This is a genomic window from Christiangramia crocea (genome assembly GCF_022410465.1).
GTDB lineage: Bacteria > Bacteroidota > Bacteroidia > Flavobacteriales > Flavobacteriaceae > Christiangramia > Christiangramia crocea.
Genome location: NZ_JAJSON010000026.1, coordinates 33365 through 50574 on the forward strand (window position 1 = coordinate 33365; position 17210 = coordinate 50574).

Consider the following 17210-nt stretch of genomic DNA (forward strand, 5'->3'; position numbering starts at 1 on the left):
TTTAAAGTTTAGGCCACAAAGCTTTTCGGGCTTATATCCGGAAGGCTATATTCCTTTTGAGACACCGACTTGCGCTGTTCCCCTATATCCATCAGATACTCGATAATAGCGTTCCTTGTTTTCTTGAAATTCGGATTGTCATTCAAATCGGTCTTGTCCCTCGGCCGGGCTATATCGATCCTGAATTCAGGTCCCAGTGTGGCATTGGGTCCGGGTTTTAAGGGTATTATCCTATCGGCCATATAAATACCTTCATCCACATCATTAGTAATAAGAAGGGCCGTGCGTTTATGTTTGCTCCATATATTCAGGATCTCGTCCTGAAGGTTTCCGCGGGTAAGTGCATCAAGGGCGCCCAGGGGTTCGTCCATGATGATCATCTCGGGATTCATAGCCAGGGCTCTTGCCACCGCAACGCGCTGGCGCATTCCACCTGAGAGTTCTTTGGGACGTTTGTGATAAGCCGGAGTAAGTCCTACCATATCTACATATTCCTTTACTCTTTCATGAAGAACCTGTTTCTTTTCCTTTGGGAAAGCCTCCTTTACGGCCATGTATACATTCTGACCAACACTAAGCCATGGGAGTAGCGAATAATTTTGAAATATCACTCCGCGTTCATGACTTGTGCCGTTAACCGGCTTTCCTTTGAAGAGTACCTCTCCACTGCTAGGTTCCAGCAATCCGTTGATGAGGTTTACCAAAGTGGTCTTTCCGCTTCCGGTAAATCCCACAATCGCCACGAATTCTCCTTCCTCGATCTCAAGGTTGATATCAGAAAGCACCTGTGTACTTTCTTTACCCCGTCCATAAGTCTTATTTACATTCTTTAGTTCCAGATATGCCATTTTTTATTCTTTTAGATTAAACTCCTTCATTCTTGTTGAATGACACCATGTTCTGTATGGTAAGCATGATTCTGTCCAGTAAGAAGCCTATGATTCCTATCACGAACATGGCGACGATGATCTTTGAATTAGAATCTATGGCACCGTTCTGGAATTCCTCCCATACGAAGGAGCCAAGACCCGGACTTTGAGCGAGTAACTCAATGGCGATAAGCACCATCCATGCTACTGAAAGGGTGATTCGCAATCCCGTGAAAATCAAAGGAAGGGACGATGGCAATATCACTTTGAATACCTTTTGAAGAGATCCAAGCTTCAGGACCCTGGCAACATTGATATAGTCTTTATCTACAGATGATACTCCCATAGCTGTATTCACCAGGGTGGCCCACATGGAACACAGCCCTACGCTAATAAAGGAGATGATAAAGGCGCTATCAGAATTCGAGTCTTTGGTCATCGTTTTTACGATCATAAAGACCAAAAGCAGCCATACTACCGGGGATACCGGTTTGAAGATCTGTATTAACCAGTTAAAGGAACTTCGCAAAGTAGGGCTAAGTCCTATTATCACCCCTATGGGGATTGCTATGAACAATGCCAGTAAGAATCCTGCAAATACCGTTTCTAAGCTGGTAAGGATCTGATCAACAAATGAAGGTCTTCCAGTATAGGTAATTGGTTCTTTTCCAGCAGCCAGGCGTTTCTCATTGAGAACCGCGGTTTTTTCCACAAAGGCCCGTTTGTCGGCCCTGATCGCTTTATGATCGGCAATAAGTGATTGAAATGAATCCCATACCTGTACTGGGGAAGGCAGGGTATTAGGCTGGCAGGCAATGTTTCCCGATTTTATACAGCTTTCAATTTCGGCCGCAGCTTCGGTTCCCCGCTCATTCAGTGCCTTTTCGATCTTATAATCGGCTTCCATATTGAAGAGGGCTCTGGATCCCAGGTGCCATACTCCTATGAATACAATAATGGAAAATAATGGGATCAGAATGTTCCTAAAGAACTTCTTCGAATTGAATTTAAGGGTCCTTTTACCCAAACTTTTAACGGATGATGTGAAAGCACCTGATTCTACATATTCAGTTACTTTATCCAATGTGATGCTTTGTTTCATGATGCGTTTTTTAAAGTGAGGAATCGTCTTTGTTACCTATTTTGAAGCTGTTGATATAACTAATAGGATCTTTGGCGTCATAGGTATTACCGTCTATGAAATCTGATGTCGCTGGTTTGTATCCATCCGTTTCAGGAATATCAGAAGCCGGGATGTGACCTTCATCAGCCAGTAGTTTTGCCGCTTCTTTCCAGATATCAGGGCGGTAGATCTCTTTGATGGTTTCATCGTACCAGTCTGCCGGTTTTGTATCAGGGATCTGTCCCCATCTTCTCATTTGTGTTAAGAACCATATCCCGTCTGAATAGAATGGATAGGTGGCATTATATTTATAAAAGACATTGAAGTCTGGCATGGAACGTTTGTCACCTTTTTCAAATTCAAAGGTTCCTGTCATTGAATTAGCGAGTACCACTTCATCTGCGCCCACATATTGTGGCTTGGAAAGTATCTTTACCGCTTCGTCACGATTCCCCGGTTCATCCAGCCATTTCCCGGCACGTATAAGAGCTTTTGTCACCGCTATAGCTGTATTCGGGTTTTCTTCCACAAATTTTTTGGTCATCACGAATACTTTCTCCGGGTTGTTCTTCCAAATTTCATAGTTGGTAACCACAGGTACACCAATTCCTTTAAAAACGGCCTGTTGGTTCCAGGGCTCTCCCACACAGTAACCATGAATGGTGCCTGCTTCGAGAGTCGCGGGCATTTGAGGTGGAGGAGTTACCGAAAGAAGTACTTCGGCATCTATCTGCCCCTGGATATTATCCCTTGTGTACATTCCCGGATTTATTCCGGCGGCGGCCAGCCAGTATCTTATTTCATAGTTATGAGTTGAAACCGGAAAGACCATACCCATTTTAAAAGCACGCCCTGTCTTCTTGTATTCATCTATTACCGGTTTTAATGCTTCGGCTGAAATTGGGTGGGCAGGTTTGCCTTCTTCATTCAGAGGGACGTTAGGTTTCATTTTTGACCAGACATCGTTGGAAACTGTAATTGCATTTCCGTTGAGGTCCATGGAAAAAGGAGTTACCAGTTTAGCCTGTCTCCCAAATCCCGCTCCGGCCGCGATAGGCTGACCTGCCAGCATGTGTGAGCCGTCCAGTTGGCCGTCAATTACACGATCCAGCACATTTTTCCAGTTAGACTGGGCCTCTACAGAAACAAAAAGACCTTCATCTTCAAAAAAGCCTTTCTCCTTCGCGATGGCCAGGGGAGCCATATCGGTTAATTTGATAAAGCCGAATGTTAGCTGTGGCTTTTCAATTTCAAGTTGAACCGTTTTACTGGTTGAAAGTGCCAGGTCATTGCTTTCTTCGCCGGATGATTTTTTCTTATTTTCTCCGCAGGAAGCGATCAGGAGGATTATCATCAATCCAAATGATCTAAATAATAATGATTTCATAATTTCTCTTTTAAATAGTTAACCTAAATACGTAATGATACGTAGTTTTGACAAATGTATAAGTATTAAAAGATTTGAATTATGATAAAAACGATGTTTATCCAGTCTTTTTAGCAAAAAAAAACATGCGAAACAGCATGTTTTTGTTATAAGTGACTGATAATCAAAATTCAGGAATGGTTCGAAAAACTACTTAGCCCGGTTATTCAGCTATCTATAAAGTAATTATGTTCGGAGATTTCCCGTTTTAATTTGTTCACATCTCCAATAGCAATTCTTTTACCGGAAGTATAGATCTGTTTCTCTTTTTTTAAAGCTGATAAGGTTCTGATTACCTGTTCATTGGTTGTTCCGGCATAATCTGCAATTTCCTTTCGACTCAGTAACAAACTTAGGAATCCGTTCTTCTCACCGAATCTTCTATGAATGTAAAGCAGGGTGTCTATTACACGTTCTCTAACGGTCATTTGAGCGAATGCCTTTACCTTAGTTTCAGAACGGTCCAGCTCTTCCCCATAAAATAGCATAAGATCATAGGTGAGTGCAGGGATGCTTTGGAGCATCTCAAACAGGTTTTCATTACTAAAATGGCATAAGATGGAATCCTCCATTGCCAGGGCGCTAATGGCATATTTTTTACTCGTTCCATAACCCCGGTGCCCCATGATCTCACCTGGCTTTACAAAACGAAGTATCTGTTCTTTTCCATAAATACCGGTCTTTAGGACCTTTGCCTTTCCCTTATATAGAAAATACAATCCATTCACCGGCGAACCTTCCATGATGAATTGCTGCCCTTTCTTGCAGACAATAGTAGAGCGCCCTTCAACTGACTTCTGCATCAAGCTGGTTGAAAGATGTTTTTTTATCAGGCAGTTCTCATTCAAGCAAGTGTTACAATCTATTCTTTCCTGTGGCATCATATTTTTATTTTTCAGGAGATACTTTAATTATCAACCTGTTATAGCCAAAAATAAAGAATAGCGTCTGGAAAAGGACATAAAATGCTCAAAAAAATAAGTAAAAGTACTTAGTTTTGCCAAATTAGCAGAAAAGAGTAAATGGGCTGCTATTGTGATAAAATTTTTCAGTGCTAATTGAAAATTTCTAATCTGAAATAAACTGGAGATCCTAAATGAAAGAAATAATATGTTACTGATAAATTTCTTATCTGAACATATTTATGATTGAGTCTGCAATAGAATAACTTCCAGTTTGAGAATACATATTAAATTGAAATGAGGAAAATGTCAAATTCTGTGAAAAATTATATCTTTATTTGCTAAAAAGTACCAATTCGAAGCCATTCATGGAGGAAACCGACAAAGACTCTTATATACAGGGAGATAGAATGTATGTGGCCACTGATTGCGTGATTTTTGGTTTTGATGAAGGCAATTTAAAATTACTAATATTTAAAAGAAGGGTAGAACCCCTGAGAGGAGAATGGTCGCTGATTGGGAGTGTTGTGCGTCTAGAGGAAGATGTTCAGGACGCTGCAAAAAGGGTTTTAAAAGAAATTACAGGTTTGGACGGTGTATTCATGGAAGAGTTAAAATCTTATGGTAAAGCCGACCGTGACCCTGGGTACCGCTGTATTTCTATTGCCCATTATGCGCTTATACGAATAGGAGAGTATGATAAGGAGCTTGTTAAGAAACATGGGGCAGACTGGTACGACATCGATGAAGTGCCACAACTTGTCCTGGATCATAATCAGATGGTAAAAGATGCTCTTGAGAGAATTAAAAGAAAGGCCCGATATAAACCAATAGGTTTTGAACTCTTACCGGAAAAATTCAGCATTCCTCAGCTTCAAAGACTTTACGAGGCAGTCTATCGGGAGCAACTGGACGCAAGAAATTTCAGGAAAAAGGTTATATCTCTTAACGTACTTAATAAACTTGAGGAAAAGGATAAGTCCACTTCCAAAAGAGGAGCCTTTCTATATAAGTTTAATTATGTTAACTATCAGAAACTTCTAAGGCAAGGCTTTAATTTCGAAATTTCCTGATTTTTTAAGGTTTTATCTCAATATTTTTTAATGGTGTAAAATCACCTCATGAATTAAGGAATGTTTTGGGAGAATCTCCTGTAAAAATGACTTTAAAAAAAACCGGGAATTATGTCCCGGTTTTTTTATTTTTATTCTGTTTCCCTGGTTTTCAACATATCTACAGTTACCACTGTCCTGAAACCGAGATGTTCCTGTGATGAATCCAGTGCATTGGCCATTCGGGCGGAGGGCCTGTAACTCGCACAGTAAGATGCGGCGCACAGAAAGGAACCACCCTTAATTACCTTCTCCGAAATCTGAGGGTTATTCGGGTTATATGGTTTGTTGGGTCCCTGAGGATTTACGGTAACCTCATTTGATTTTAGTTCGTTATAATAATTGGTATTGTACCAGTCCTGTGTATATTCCCATACATTTCCGGTGGTATCATACAGGCCGAATTCATTAGGCGGATAAGATTTTACAGGAGCTTTATTTTCAAAACCATCGGCTTTGGTGTTGACTGTAGGGAATTCTCCTTCCCAGGTATTCGCACGTTCCGAAAGCTTGGAAATATCATTCCCCCAGGCAAATTTGGTATCTAAACCACCTCTTGCCGCATATTCCCATTCTGCTTCAGTGGGAAGTCTTCTTCCAGCCCATTCGCAGTAAGCTTTCGCATCTTCATATGCAATATGTACTACAGGATAATCCTCTTTACCTTCAATACTGCTCTCAGGTCCCTGCGGGTGTTTCCAGTTGGCTCCTACCTTCCATTGCCACCATTGTGTATAATCATATAGGTTAGGTACACTTTTACTTGTCTTTCTGAAGATAAGTGAACCAGGTTGTAATACAGAATCTGGGGGTTTAGGTGTACCCGGCGGGAGTTGTTTTTTAATCTCTTCCCAAACTATATCTCTTTCAGCCACGGTTTTGTATCCTGTAGCCTCTACAAATTCTTTAAACTCAGCATTTGTCACCTCGGTCTCATCCATAAAAAAGCCGTCAACAGCTACTTTATGGGCGGGTTTTTCATGATTTACGGCCATTTCATCACCTTCCACAGCTCCCTGTTTAAATTCACCTCCAGGAATCCAGACCATACCTTCAGGTACCTCAATATCGTCCGGGTAAGTTTTGACTAATTCGGGAAGCGTTTGTGTTACTTTTTCATTATCCCTGTTGTCGGCTTCCTTCTTCTGGTCTTTACACTGAATCAGGAAAAGGCTGCACACCACTGGGAGTATTATTAAAGTTTTTTTCAAACTTTTCTTTTTAACTAATTGCATTTTCTTCTTTTTAAACCTACTTGATTATTGTTGTTTAGTATTTTTTTTATTCATCACGTTCCTTAAAGCCTTCAATATTCTTATTCATTATTGGTATGTAACAGGTTATTAATTACTTTTTATTCCACCAGTTCCACCACTACTTCTATCTCAACGGCAATATTCGAAGGGAGACTACAATGCCCAAAAGCAGCCCTGGCATGTTTTCCTTTTTCGCCAAAAACCTCGACCATCAGATCTGAAAAACCATTTATGACCTTCGGCTGATCATAGAAATCTGGTGTGGAATTCACCATTCCCCGGACTTTTACAAACTGCTTAATCTTGCTCAGGTCTCCACAGGCCGCTTTTAAGGTACCAAGAATATCAATACCTGATTGCCGTGCTGCCTGATAACCTTCTTCTACAGTTAAATCTTTCCCAAGTTTGCCCTTCATTTCACTTCCATCTCCCGCAAGGAAAAGCAAATTGCCAACTTTTCTCCATTTAACAAAATTGGCTGCAGGTTCAGTGATTTCCGGAAGATCTATATTCAGTTCCTGCAGCTTTTGTTCGGGTGTTTGTGCTGTAACCGATAATGAAAACAGAAGTAGGAGTGAACTAATAATTAAGTTTTTAATAATCATATCTTTAGGTATACTTTTCAATTTTAATTTTCATCAGTTCACCAATCTGCCGGCCTCTTTGAATGGCAGTTTCGGCTTTCTCACCTTCAAAGTTTCCTCTGATGCTTTGTTTCCAGAGGCTAAGCCATCTTTCATAATGTTCAGGCTTTAAAGTTTCTTTTTTGCTCAGCTCTATATGTTTGAGCATGGGGTTTCCCTTATATTTCATTTCTCCCAGCAGGCTCGTTTCCCAGAAATCATACATCACAGGGATATGTCGGTCCCAGTCTAACTCTATCACCTTAGTAAAAAAATGCCCTATAAGATCATCTTTAATAACCATTTTATAGAATTCATCTACCAGTAATTCAATATCTTTTCTAGACTGTATGTCTTTTGAAATATTAGTGGTGTTTTTCGCCATTAGGTTTTATTTACTTTTTTTGATGATTTCCTGATAACTTTTAACAGGTTATCAGGATGATATTTTTCAAAGTGAATTTATGTAGAATTCTTACTTACTAAAGTAACATTCTAAACCCGAATACCTGAAGCTTTTCCTGCATGAAATCCAAATCCTTAGATCTTTTAAAACCTAGGCCTTCGTACATCTTCCAGGCGATATGCATAGAAATGGTAGTATGGATTATTACCTGTTGATGGCCTTTTTCTCTGGCTTTTTCGATACATTCTGTGGTCAGGAGTTTGCCAATTCCTATTCCGCGTAGTTGAGAATCTACAGCCAGTAACCTGAAGCCTGAGGCGTTTTGTTCCAGGGTTGCTGTTCCTCCGGAACCATAATATTGCATATCACTAAAATAAACTACTGCGCCACCAATCTTTCCTTCATCCGAGACCGCCACCAATAGTTCGGTTTCCGGTTTTTTTGTTAGCTCTCCAATGTTTGCAAGCATCTTATAATATTCGGGTTGTTCAGATTGCTTAGGAAATCCTTCTAACTGGGAGTAGGATTTTACCATCAATTTGCCGACTTTCCTAAAGTCTTTTTCGCTTGCATTTCTAATTTTAAAGGCTTTTTCCATTTCTTATTTGATCTTAAACCTGACTTAAATAGAAGGCATTCTCACTTTAATGATGACAGAGGAAATTATTGTAAGTATCCCTATGAGTAAGACAGCATAGGTTACCCCGAAAAGGTCGGCTGTAATTCCCGATATCACTGCGCCAATCGCATATCCCAGGTCTCTCCATAGACGGAAGGTGCCAATGCTTTCAGCCCTTTGACTGGGATTGGTCGCCTGGGCGATGGTTGAAAGGAAAGTAGGGTAGACCAGGGCTGTTCCAAGACCCAGAATTGCCGAAATGGAAGCCAGTAGAAAAAAACTGGAGGTATATGGAATTGATAAAATAGCGATACCCTGCAATAGCATTCCCCAAAATAACATGGCTTTTTTGGAGTATACATCAGACATCTTCCCCGTGAATAATTGGCCGATTCCCCAAACCGTGGGATAGATCGCAGCAATGATCCCAATATTGTCCGTACTGTAATTAAAGGACAGCAGTATTATTGGCAGTAATCCCCAGATCATTCCGTCATTCAGATTATTTACAAGACCTGCCTGGGTAACAGAACTTAAAGTCTTGTTGGTAAAGGTCGTTTCTTTAAAGATATTCTGAAGAGCTCCGGTAGTGCTGGTGGCATGTTCTTTATGTACAAAGTGTTTGGTGTCTTTCACCCAGAAAAGGGTTATTATAAAGCCTAAAACTGAAATAATTATCCCTAAATAGAATGGGTAGGGAGTGATGCCATATCTGTCGGCAATATAACCGGAAAGGAAGGCTACGACACCCACAGCAAAATACCCTGAAAATTCATTGAGACCCATAGCAAGACCCCGATTCTTTTCCCCTACAAGATCTATCTTCATTACTACCGTACTGCTCCATGTTAGCCCCTGATTAATTCCCAGTAGAATATTTGCAAATATGACCCAATTCCAGTGAGAGGCGTTAATAAGAATAAATGGCACTGGAATGGCTATTAACCAACCAACCAATAAAAGTGTTTTCCTACCCATCCGGTTTGCGAGCTTTCCGGCGAAGTAATTAGAAATGGCTTTGGTGATCCCAAAAGCCACGATGAAAGATAGAATAGCCGTTTTGGAGGCAACTCCAAATTCTGAGGAGGCAAACTCTGGAAATATTGTCCTTTCCAGGCCTATCATACCACCAACAAAGGCGTTTATGATTACAAGTAAAACAAACTGGCGCCAGTTTTCCTTTAGACCTAGTTGTATGGATTTTTGTGTCATCAAATTGGATTAGGGAGGCAAATTTAAAGGAATCATTTTATTATTTAGTAAAAGGAGTTGCAATCCTGAAATAGATCCAAATAAAAAAAGCAGCCCTTGCGGACTGCTTTTTTCTCAATTATGAGGTAAGTATTAGAAAATATATCGTAATCCTACCTGGGCCTGCCATCTGGATTCCAGACTGAAATCATAGGCAAAGGTCCTGGTTTGATCTGTTCCAAATGTATAGACAGGGGAATTGTTCTCATCCACTGTAACTCCAATTGGCTGATCGTTTACCGGAATTTCGATAACTCCCCAGTCAGAGTTCAGAAGATTTCCAAAGTTCAGGATATCCAGACTAAGCTGAATGGTGTTGGTTTTATCACCAACCTTGAAATTGTAATCCTGAAGGATCTTAATATCCCATCTGCCTCTCCACGGACTAAGGATACCATACTTTTCAGCATAGTTTCCACGATTTTCGCTCAGATAATCATCCTGCTGGATGTAAGCTTCAAAGGCCTGTCTTTGTGCTTCCTGCTGCGCCGCATCTCCGCTGAATGTATATTGCTGCAATTCAGACTGGGTAGGGATATAGATTAGGTCATTCAAACCAGAGCCGTCGTTATTGATATCTCCTGAATAGGTATAAGAAAATCTGGCTCCCTGAGCATACTCGTAGAATGCTCCGATAGAAGTACCCCATCGATCATCCTTTCCGTAACTGAATTGTTTGTTCAGCTGGCCAACAATTCTGTGTTTGTCACCGTATCTTGAAGGTGTACTTACCGCTCTGTTTACATTTCCAAGAGCGGGATTACGATCGTATGCATCACCTGAAATTTCGGCTTCAATAGAACTGGCATCTTCAGCTTTTAAGTAGTTATAAGCAATGCTCGCATAAAAATCATTTTCGAAATTCTTGGCAAGTTTCAAAGACCAGTTAAAAGAGTAACCAACATCAGTATTGGTAAATACATAGGCATTGGTAACGTCGCCAAATTCACTAATCGTTCTGTCGCTATCCAGGTAAATTGGTCTGTTATCCACACCGTTCAGGTTTCCGCTTGGGGTAGAAAGACCATAATTTCTAACCATTTGAGCATTGATGTCTTTGGTGTAGATAATATCGGTAGTGGCAACAATACCGTTTTCAAATCTGTAATCTGCACCTAAACTGTTTCTCCATACCTGAGGAAACTCAAAGTCAGGAGCCGTTGTTTGGTAATAGAAGATAGTAGTGTTGGCAACCTGGTTTCCAATCCATACAAATGGTAGTCTTCCGGTAAAAATTCCTGTTCCACCACGAAGTTGTAAAGTGTTGTCTCCCTTTACATCCCAGTTGAAACCTAATCTTGGAGACCAGAGTATATCTTTGGAAGGCAAGTCTAAACTGTTAAGCTTGGTGGGCTCCCCATTCTCATCATAATAGGTCACGTCCGGTTGATATAGGCCGTCAGGGAAAGTTCCTCCGGATTGACGCTCAATATTCTCCCGAATTTTATCCTGGGTGTCGAAGTATAAAGGCTTATCTACTCTTAAGCCGTAGGTAAAGGTAAAATCGTCAGTCATCTTCCATCTGTCCTGAGCATAGAAAGCAAGCTGACCCACATTGGTTTCAGCAAGAGCCCAGCTGTCATTTTGGTTATTGCTTTCAAATACGCTTTGCGCATTGGTAAGGGCCCCAGCTATAAGTCCGTTTTCGATAGCTTCCTGAAAGCTTCTGCCCGGATTTGCAGGATTGGTTCTTACGCTGGTAAAATCGGGTGCAAAAGCTCCAACCCCTCCATTATCATTAAAATAAGTATAAGCTCCAAGGTTAAAGGAGTTGTCAAATTCAAATTTTTCAAAGCTACCTCCAAAGGTGAAGGTGTGGTGTCCGGCTACCAGGTTAAGATTATTAGTGATCTGGTAAACATGTTGTTCAAGCCTGTTGTTTATAGAGAATGGTTCATGACCAGCCACAATGTAACGAACCCCATCTTCCTGAATGCTGATTGCAGGAGCAGGAGCCGAGAAAGGATCACGGCTGTCATCAAAGAAAGTATATCCTGCCTGGAATTTATTGGAAATGTTGTTTCCAAAACTTGAGTTAAGCTCTACCAGCCATGAGTCTATCTTATTATTGATGGTATAACCTGAATTTCTGAACTGAAGGGTAGTAAGGTCTGGCCCTCGTCTTCCAAGTGCTTCCGGGTGTGCCGGAAGATCTCTGGAAGCATCCAGAAAGTTGTAGATGAAAGCAAGACGGTGATCCTGATTGATGTTCCAGTCCAGCTTTAGTATACCTTTTGTTGAAGCGGTCTCGTGTGTATAACCTTCATAAGGACCTGTTTCATATCCCAAAGAAGCCAGTGAACTTGAAACATACTCAAGATCTTCGGCAGATACTCTTGAAACATTTTCGCCGGTTAATCCAGGTCTGCTTGCTACGAAATTCGATCCAAGATCTTTCCTGTCATCTTTTTCAAAATTGGCAAAAACAAAAAGTTTGTCCTTAATAATTGGTGCACCAATGCTTACTCCATACTGAGCTTGCTTTAAGTCTGGGACAATTATATTATTTCCGGCAACTTTGTCTCCAGTCATATCTTCATTACGGTAAAACCCATATACTGTACCTTCAATAGTATTACTACCACTTTTTGTTACAGCATTTACTGATGCTCCAGTAAATCCTGCCTGGGTAACATCATAAGGCGCAGTAGAAACCTGTATCTGGTCAATCGCATCCAGAGAGATAGGCTGGGCATTGGTTTGTCCTCCGGGAGTTGCTGCATCAAGGCCGAATGGATTATTGAAAATAGAACCGTCTAAACTAAAGTTATTGAACTGGTCGTTTCTTCCGCCAAAGGATCCGTTACTTGAAGCGGTAGGCTCAAGCCTGTAAAAATCTGAGGCCGATCTGGAAATGGTTGGCAGGGTCTTCAGTTCCTTTCTTCCGATGTTGGTCTCGGCTCCTGTACGATCACTGTTGATGATCTTGTTTTTTGATCCCGTGATGACCACAGCGTCAAGTTGTGTTGCATCAGAGATCATTTCAATCTCAACATTGTAAGTCTGTCCAAGGTTTAGGTCAACACCTTCAAGAACTGAAGTTTTAAATCCTACATAACTTACCGATATTTTGTAAGGTCCACCAACCCGAAGGTTCAAAAGGTTAAAACCGCCGTCAAAATTAGTGACGGCTCCATAGGTGGTTCCGGTTGGCGTGTGCACGGCTGTTACATTGGCACCAGGCAGAGGCGTTCCTTCTTCGTAAAATACCTCCCCGCTGATTTCTGCAGTTGTCACCTGTGCGTTTACAGATGCAATGCTAACAAATGCTATTGTTAATAGCAGTAATAGTCGTTTCATGTTTAGTTGTTTGTGTTGTTTTAAGTGAATGTAAATTTTTTGCAAAAGTAGTCTTTCCTACAACTCTTACAATTTTTTTTAGACTACTATTTTTTCGAATAATTCATTTTGATAAAATTGACATTTAATACTATAAATTAAGAAAAGGCCCTAAATAAAGAACCCCGTCCAACTGGACGGGGTTCTTTACCGAAGGATGTTTAAGTTAATCACTGAAAGCATTTTGATTTGAGCTCCGTACTGCCCGGCTGCTAATGCCGAAAGCCATAAGGGACTCTGGAATGTTGCTTTCATCCATTCCCAGACTTTTCATGTGATCCAGAAGGTTTGCCTTCACACAATTTTCTATCTCTCCAAGTTTTACCCTGTAACAGGCTTTGCGGATGAACATCTGATCTTCGTCAAAGAGCTTGGTAGTGATGTCCAGATCTATAAGCTTGCCATTCACCCTGCTGGAAAGATAATAATTGAATTTAATGTTCTTTTTTCCCTTAAGAGGGGTACCCGTGTGTTTGGGGATGTAGATAAAATCCCCCAGTTTCTCAAATTTCATTCTCGGCTGGGTTTTTATGATTAGGCAGTAATAAATATAATAAAAATCATTAGTCATTTTTGACTTTATCGAATTTTAATTGGATTCATTTGATTGTAAATCAGTGTTTTTTGGTTCTTAGTAAGGGAAAATAATCCCTGAGGGGTTTATGTTTTCATACTGTTTAATACCTTTAAAAATAAAAGATGAGCTTCAGTAAATTATTTGAATTTCTTCGGGAACTTAACAGGAACAATAACAAGGAGTGGATGGATCAGCACAGGGATGAGTATCATGAGGTGCGTGACTTTTTCATAAACTGGCTCAATGAACTGGATATTAAACTTGGAAAAATAGATCCTGAATATACCCCCACGACCGGGAAACAGGCTATCAACAGGATAAATAATAATCTGATGTTCCATCCTGATAAACCTGTCTATAAAGATCATTTTGGTGCCGGCCTGGACAAGCAAAAGGGAAAGGGTGATTTCTATATCCATATAGGCATCAATGAATGCTTTATGGCTGGAGGATTTTACCGGCCTAAGAAAAAAACACTGGATAGCATTAGGGCTGCCATTGATTATAATGGGAATGAATTAAAAAATATTTTGAACAGGAAATCCTTTAAGGATATATTTGAAGATCTTCTGGAAGATGATAAACTGAAATCGTCACCAAAAGGATACCCTAAAGATCATAAACATATAGATCTTCTAAGGAATAAAAGCTTTGCGGTAATGCATCCTTTCAGTCAGAAAGAAATTCAGCAGGACGATTTTCAGCAGAAGGTAATAGATGTTTACAGGGAGATGTTGCCCTTCAGAAGATATTTAAACAATGCAGTAACTGTATAATTATTATAAATGGATTTAAAATCATACGTTCGGGATGTTGCCGATTTTCCCAAAAAAGGTGTCAGTTATAAAGATATTACTCCGCTTTTACTTGATCCCGAAGCAATGGAACTTGCAGTAAAACTTTTTATGCAGAATTTGCCTCATACCGATATTGATAAGGTAGTTGGAATAGAATCCCGTGGATTTTTCTTTGCCACACTCCTTGCTGAAAAACTCAGGGCAGGATTCATTCCTGTTCGTAAACCGGGCAAACTCCCTCATCGTACTCATAGTGAGAATTATGAGCTGGAATATGGAACTGACACTTTGGAAATACATGAAGATGCTATTAAGCAAGGGGAGAAGGTTCTGTTGCATGACGATGTGCTTGCCACGGGAGGAACGGCCGCAGCAACCTGCAAGCTGATAGAAAAATGCGGAGGGGAGATCGTGCAATGTACTTTTCTGGTAGAACTGGGTTTTCTTAAGGGTGCCGAAAAACTTAAAGGATATGAGGTGTCTTCTTTATTAAAATATACTTAGTCCAGTGAATTCTTGGTTACCCATACTCTCCAGCCTATAATAGCCATTTGCAGTTTACTGGCTTTCCGAAGATCCAGTCGTTTTTTGGAATAACTGGGCAATACCTTCTTATTTAGTTGGGCGAGCATTTTAAAGAATTTCTTTTTCATTGGTTGGAGGTGGTTTTCTCAAAGATAAAGATTTTATAAAACTAAAATATTTCACCAGAGGTTCCTTTATGTTTGCTGCTCCTATCTGATCTGTTTATGAAGTTTTTCATTTGTCAAAGGCTATTCTGAAGTTTCTGGAAGTAGTTGAGTTTTTTATTCTGGGTAATATTTGAGGCAATTCCTATCTTCGCCAAAAATTGTTTATGAGCGTTGTATTTCTACTCATTGGGTTTGTTTTATTGGTTATAGGAGGGGAGTTTTTAGTGAGATCATCTGTGGCGCTTTCCCTGAAGCTTGATATTTCCCGGATGGTGATAGGGCTTACCGTGGTGTCTTTTGCTACATCGGCTCCTGAATTACTGGTGAGTCTGCAGGCGGCAATAGATGGCTTTTCAGATATTTCCCTGGGAAATGTGATAGGTTCCAATATTGCAAATATTGGCCTTGTGCTGGGGCTTACGGCCATGGTTTCTCCATTGATGGTAGACCGGGATTTCTTCCGCATCAACTGGCCTGTAATGATGGTCTTCTCTATAGTGCTTTATTTCTTTTTGTTAAGCAATAATCAATTATCCAGAATAGAAGGTCTTTTATTACTTGCGGGGCTGGTAATCTATCTGTTTGTATTAATAAGGCGTTCCAGAAAAAAAGATACCATAATTATAGAAGAAGTTGATGAATCACTACGTGCTGTAAGCGGATTCAAAATGAGCATATGGCTGCTGATAGGTATTTTTGCACTTTGGGGTGGTTCTGAATTGCTGGTAAAAGGAGCGGTTCAACTCGCTACCCAGTTGGGGATAAGTGAACGGGTGATATCAGTTACCGTCATCGCCGTAGGTACCAGTGTTCCTGAACTGGCAGCATCTTTAATCGCTGCTGTTAAGAAAGAAAAAGCCATATCATTAGGTAATCTAATCGGATCCAATATTTTTAACATATCCTCGGTTCTTGGAATAACTGCTATTATCACACCTATAAGCCTGCAGTCTCAAAAGATCCTTTCAAATGATATGTTCTGGATGCTAGGTATCGCTTTCATTATTTTGCCTTTACTCCTAATTCCTAAAATCTCAAGAATGGGACGTAAGGAGGGTTTTGTTTTGCTGATAGCTTATTCCGCATTTATTGTACTCACTCTGATATAAAAAAAACCACCCGAATGGGTGGCTTTTTCTTCCTTTTTCTTTTTCAATGAATGATTTTCCCTAAGCGGTAACCGGTTCCACTTTCACGCTTTCCACGGTTTCGATTATTCTGGCTGCTACCTTATATGGATCGGCATTCGATGCCGGTCTGCGGTCTTCAAGCCATCCTTTATAACCTTTTTCCACGGTTATAATTGGAATACGTATGGAGGCTCCACGGTCAGAAACACCGTAACTGAAATCGTTGATGGATGCGGTTTCATGTAGTCCGGTTAACCTTTGATCGTTGTATTCTCCATATACTTCTATGTGCTCTTTGGTAACAGGTCTGAATGCCTCACATACCTGGTCGTAAATCTCTTTAGAGCCAGCGGTACGTAAAAGAGTGTTAGAGAAGTTACAGTGCATACCAGAACCATTCCAGTCTCCTTTTACTGGTTTTGGATGGTATTCAATGTAGTATCCGTATTTCTCGGTAAGTCGGTCTAGCAGATAACGTGCTACCCAAACTTCATCACCAGCTTTCTTGCCTCCTTTGGCAAAAACCTGGAATTCCCACTGTCCGCTTGCTACTTCCTGATTGATTCCTTCAAAATTTATTCCTGCTTCCAGGCAAAGGTCTGCATGTTCTTCAACAAGATTTCTTCCGTGAGTGTTTAACCCACCAACGGAACAATAATACATTCCCTGAGGACCTGGATATCCGCCCATAGGAAAGCCTAAAGGCAGCTGTGTCTTAGTGTCCATTATAAAGTATTCCTGCTCGAATCCGAACCAGAAATCCTCATCTTCATCATTAATAGTTGCTCTTGAATTGGTTTCATGTGGAGTTCCGTCTGAGTTTAAAACCTCAGACATTACCAGATAACCATTCTTACGTGCCGGATCGGGATAGATCGCCACTGGTTTTAAAAGACAGTCTGAAGATCCCCCTTCGGCTTGCTTGGTTGAAGAACCATCGAAAGACCAGATTGGACAATCTTCCAGTTTGCCACTGAAGTTTTCTTCAACTTTGGTTTTGCTCCGCATGTTTTGGGTAGGATAATACCCATCTAACCAAATGTACTCAAGTTTTGCCTTGCTGCTCATAATTCATTATTGTTTTAATT

At 40.5% G+C, this 17210-nt stretch carries 17 protein-coding genes; 4 read left to right on the top strand and 13 right to left on the bottom strand.

Annotated elements, in window-relative coordinates:
• Nucleotides 1-8: 8 nt before the first annotated feature.
• From LU635_RS14825 to LU635_RS14840, 4 genes are all read right to left on the bottom strand, one after another.
• Nucleotides 9-848, bottom strand: coding sequence for an ABC transporter ATP-binding protein (locus LU635_RS14825; RefSeq protein ID WP_240100287.1), 840 nt, complete (start codon nt 846-848; stop codon nt 9-11).
• A gap of 16 nt (nt 849-864) precedes the next feature.
• Nucleotides 865-1971 carry an ABC transporter permease gene (locus LU635_RS14830; RefSeq protein WP_240100288.1) on the bottom strand — a complete coding sequence of 369 codons (1107 nt, stop codon included), beginning with the start codon at nt 1969-1971 and terminating at the stop codon, nt 865-867.
• 10 nt (nt 1972-1981) lie between these two features.
• Nucleotides 1982-3379, bottom strand: a complete 1398-nt coding sequence (locus tag LU635_RS14835; RefSeq protein ID WP_240100289.1) for a CmpA/NrtA family ABC transporter substrate-binding protein — start codon at nt 3377-3379, stop codon at nt 1982-1984.
• 206 nt (nt 3380-3585) lie between these two features.
• Nucleotides 3586-4221, bottom strand: coding sequence for a Crp/Fnr family transcriptional regulator (locus LU635_RS14840; protein WP_240100290.1), 636 nt, complete (start codon nt 4219-4221; stop codon nt 3586-3588).
• A 467-nt stretch (nt 4222-4688) separates the two neighbouring features.
• On the opposite strand from LU635_RS14840, the gene LU635_RS14845 reads away from it, so the two are divergent.
• Nucleotides 4689-5393, top strand: coding sequence for an NUDIX hydrolase (locus LU635_RS14845; protein ID WP_240100291.1), 705 nt, complete (start codon nt 4689-4691; stop codon nt 5391-5393).
• Between the two features lie 131 nt (nt 5394-5524).
• Here LU635_RS14845 and LU635_RS14850 read toward each other — a convergent pair whose 3' ends face one another.
• The 7 genes from LU635_RS14850 to LU635_RS14880 form a co-directional block, all read right to left on the bottom strand.
• A complete protein-coding gene (locus LU635_RS14850; RefSeq protein WP_423738500.1) occupies nt 5525-6643 on the bottom strand; it encodes a formylglycine-generating enzyme family protein in 1119 nt (372 codons plus the stop codon).
• Nucleotides 6644-6786: 143 nt separating this feature from the next.
• The gene (locus tag LU635_RS14855; protein WP_255749889.1) at nt 6787-7293 is read right to left on the bottom strand and encodes a RidA family protein; all 507 of its coding nucleotides are present in this window, start codon (nt 7291-7293) and stop codon (nt 6787-6789) included.
• Between the two features lie 4 nt (nt 7294-7297).
• Nucleotides 7298-7696 (bottom strand): group III truncated hemoglobin, encoded by a 399-nt coding sequence (locus tag LU635_RS14860; RefSeq protein ID WP_240100293.1) that lies wholly within the window; start codon nt 7694-7696, stop codon nt 7298-7300.
• A gap of 97 nt (nt 7697-7793) precedes the next feature.
• The gene (locus LU635_RS14865; protein ID WP_240100294.1) at nt 7794-8315 is read right to left on the bottom strand and encodes a GNAT family N-acetyltransferase; all 522 of its coding nucleotides are present in this window, start codon (nt 8313-8315) and stop codon (nt 7794-7796) included.
• 24 nt (nt 8316-8339) lie between these two features.
• Nucleotides 8340-9548, bottom strand: a complete 1209-nt coding sequence (locus LU635_RS14870) for an MFS transporter (protein WP_240100295.1) — start codon at nt 9546-9548, stop codon at nt 8340-8342.
• A 132-nt stretch (nt 9549-9680) separates the two neighbouring features.
• Entirely contained in the window at nt 9681-12887 is a 3207-nt protein-coding gene (locus tag LU635_RS14875) for a TonB-dependent receptor (RefSeq protein WP_240100296.1), read from the bottom strand.
• A 205-nt stretch (nt 12888-13092) separates the two neighbouring features.
• Entirely contained in the window at nt 13093-13440 is a 348-nt protein-coding gene (locus LU635_RS14880) for a hypothetical protein (RefSeq protein ID WP_240100297.1), read from the bottom strand.
• A 185-nt stretch (nt 13441-13625) separates the two neighbouring features.
• On the opposite strand from LU635_RS14880, the gene LU635_RS14885 reads away from it, so the two are divergent.
• Both LU635_RS14885 and LU635_RS14890 read left to right on the top strand, forming a co-directional pair.
• On the top strand, nt 13626-14279 hold the full coding sequence (locus LU635_RS14885; protein ID WP_240100298.1) for a DUF2461 domain-containing protein: 654 nt from the start codon (nt 13626-13628) through the stop codon (nt 14277-14279).
• Between the two features lie 9 nt (nt 14280-14288).
• Nucleotides 14289-14804, top strand: a complete 516-nt coding sequence (locus tag LU635_RS14890; RefSeq protein WP_240100299.1) for an adenine phosphoribosyltransferase — start codon at nt 14289-14291, stop codon at nt 14802-14804.
• Here LU635_RS14890 and LU635_RS14895 read toward each other — a convergent pair.
• Complete coding sequence (locus tag LU635_RS14895; protein WP_240100300.1) at nt 14801-14953, bottom strand: SsrA-binding protein; 153 nt, start codon at nt 14951-14953, stop codon at nt 14801-14803. The genes LU635_RS14890 and LU635_RS14895 overlap by 4 nt on opposite strands.
• Before the next feature lie 203 nt (nt 14954-15156).
• Here LU635_RS14895 and LU635_RS14900 point away from each other — a divergent pair, with 203 nt between their 5' ends.
• A complete protein-coding gene (locus tag LU635_RS14900) occupies nt 15157-16101 on the top strand; it encodes a calcium/sodium antiporter (protein ID WP_240100301.1) in 945 nt (314 codons plus the stop codon).
• 60 nt (nt 16102-16161) lie between these two features.
• Here LU635_RS14900 and LU635_RS14905 read toward each other — a convergent pair whose 3' ends face one another.
• Entirely contained in the window at nt 16162-17190 is a 1029-nt protein-coding gene (locus tag LU635_RS14905) for a glutamine synthetase beta-grasp domain-containing protein (protein ID WP_240100302.1), read from the bottom strand.
• Between the last annotated feature and the right edge of the window lie 20 nt (nt 17191-17210).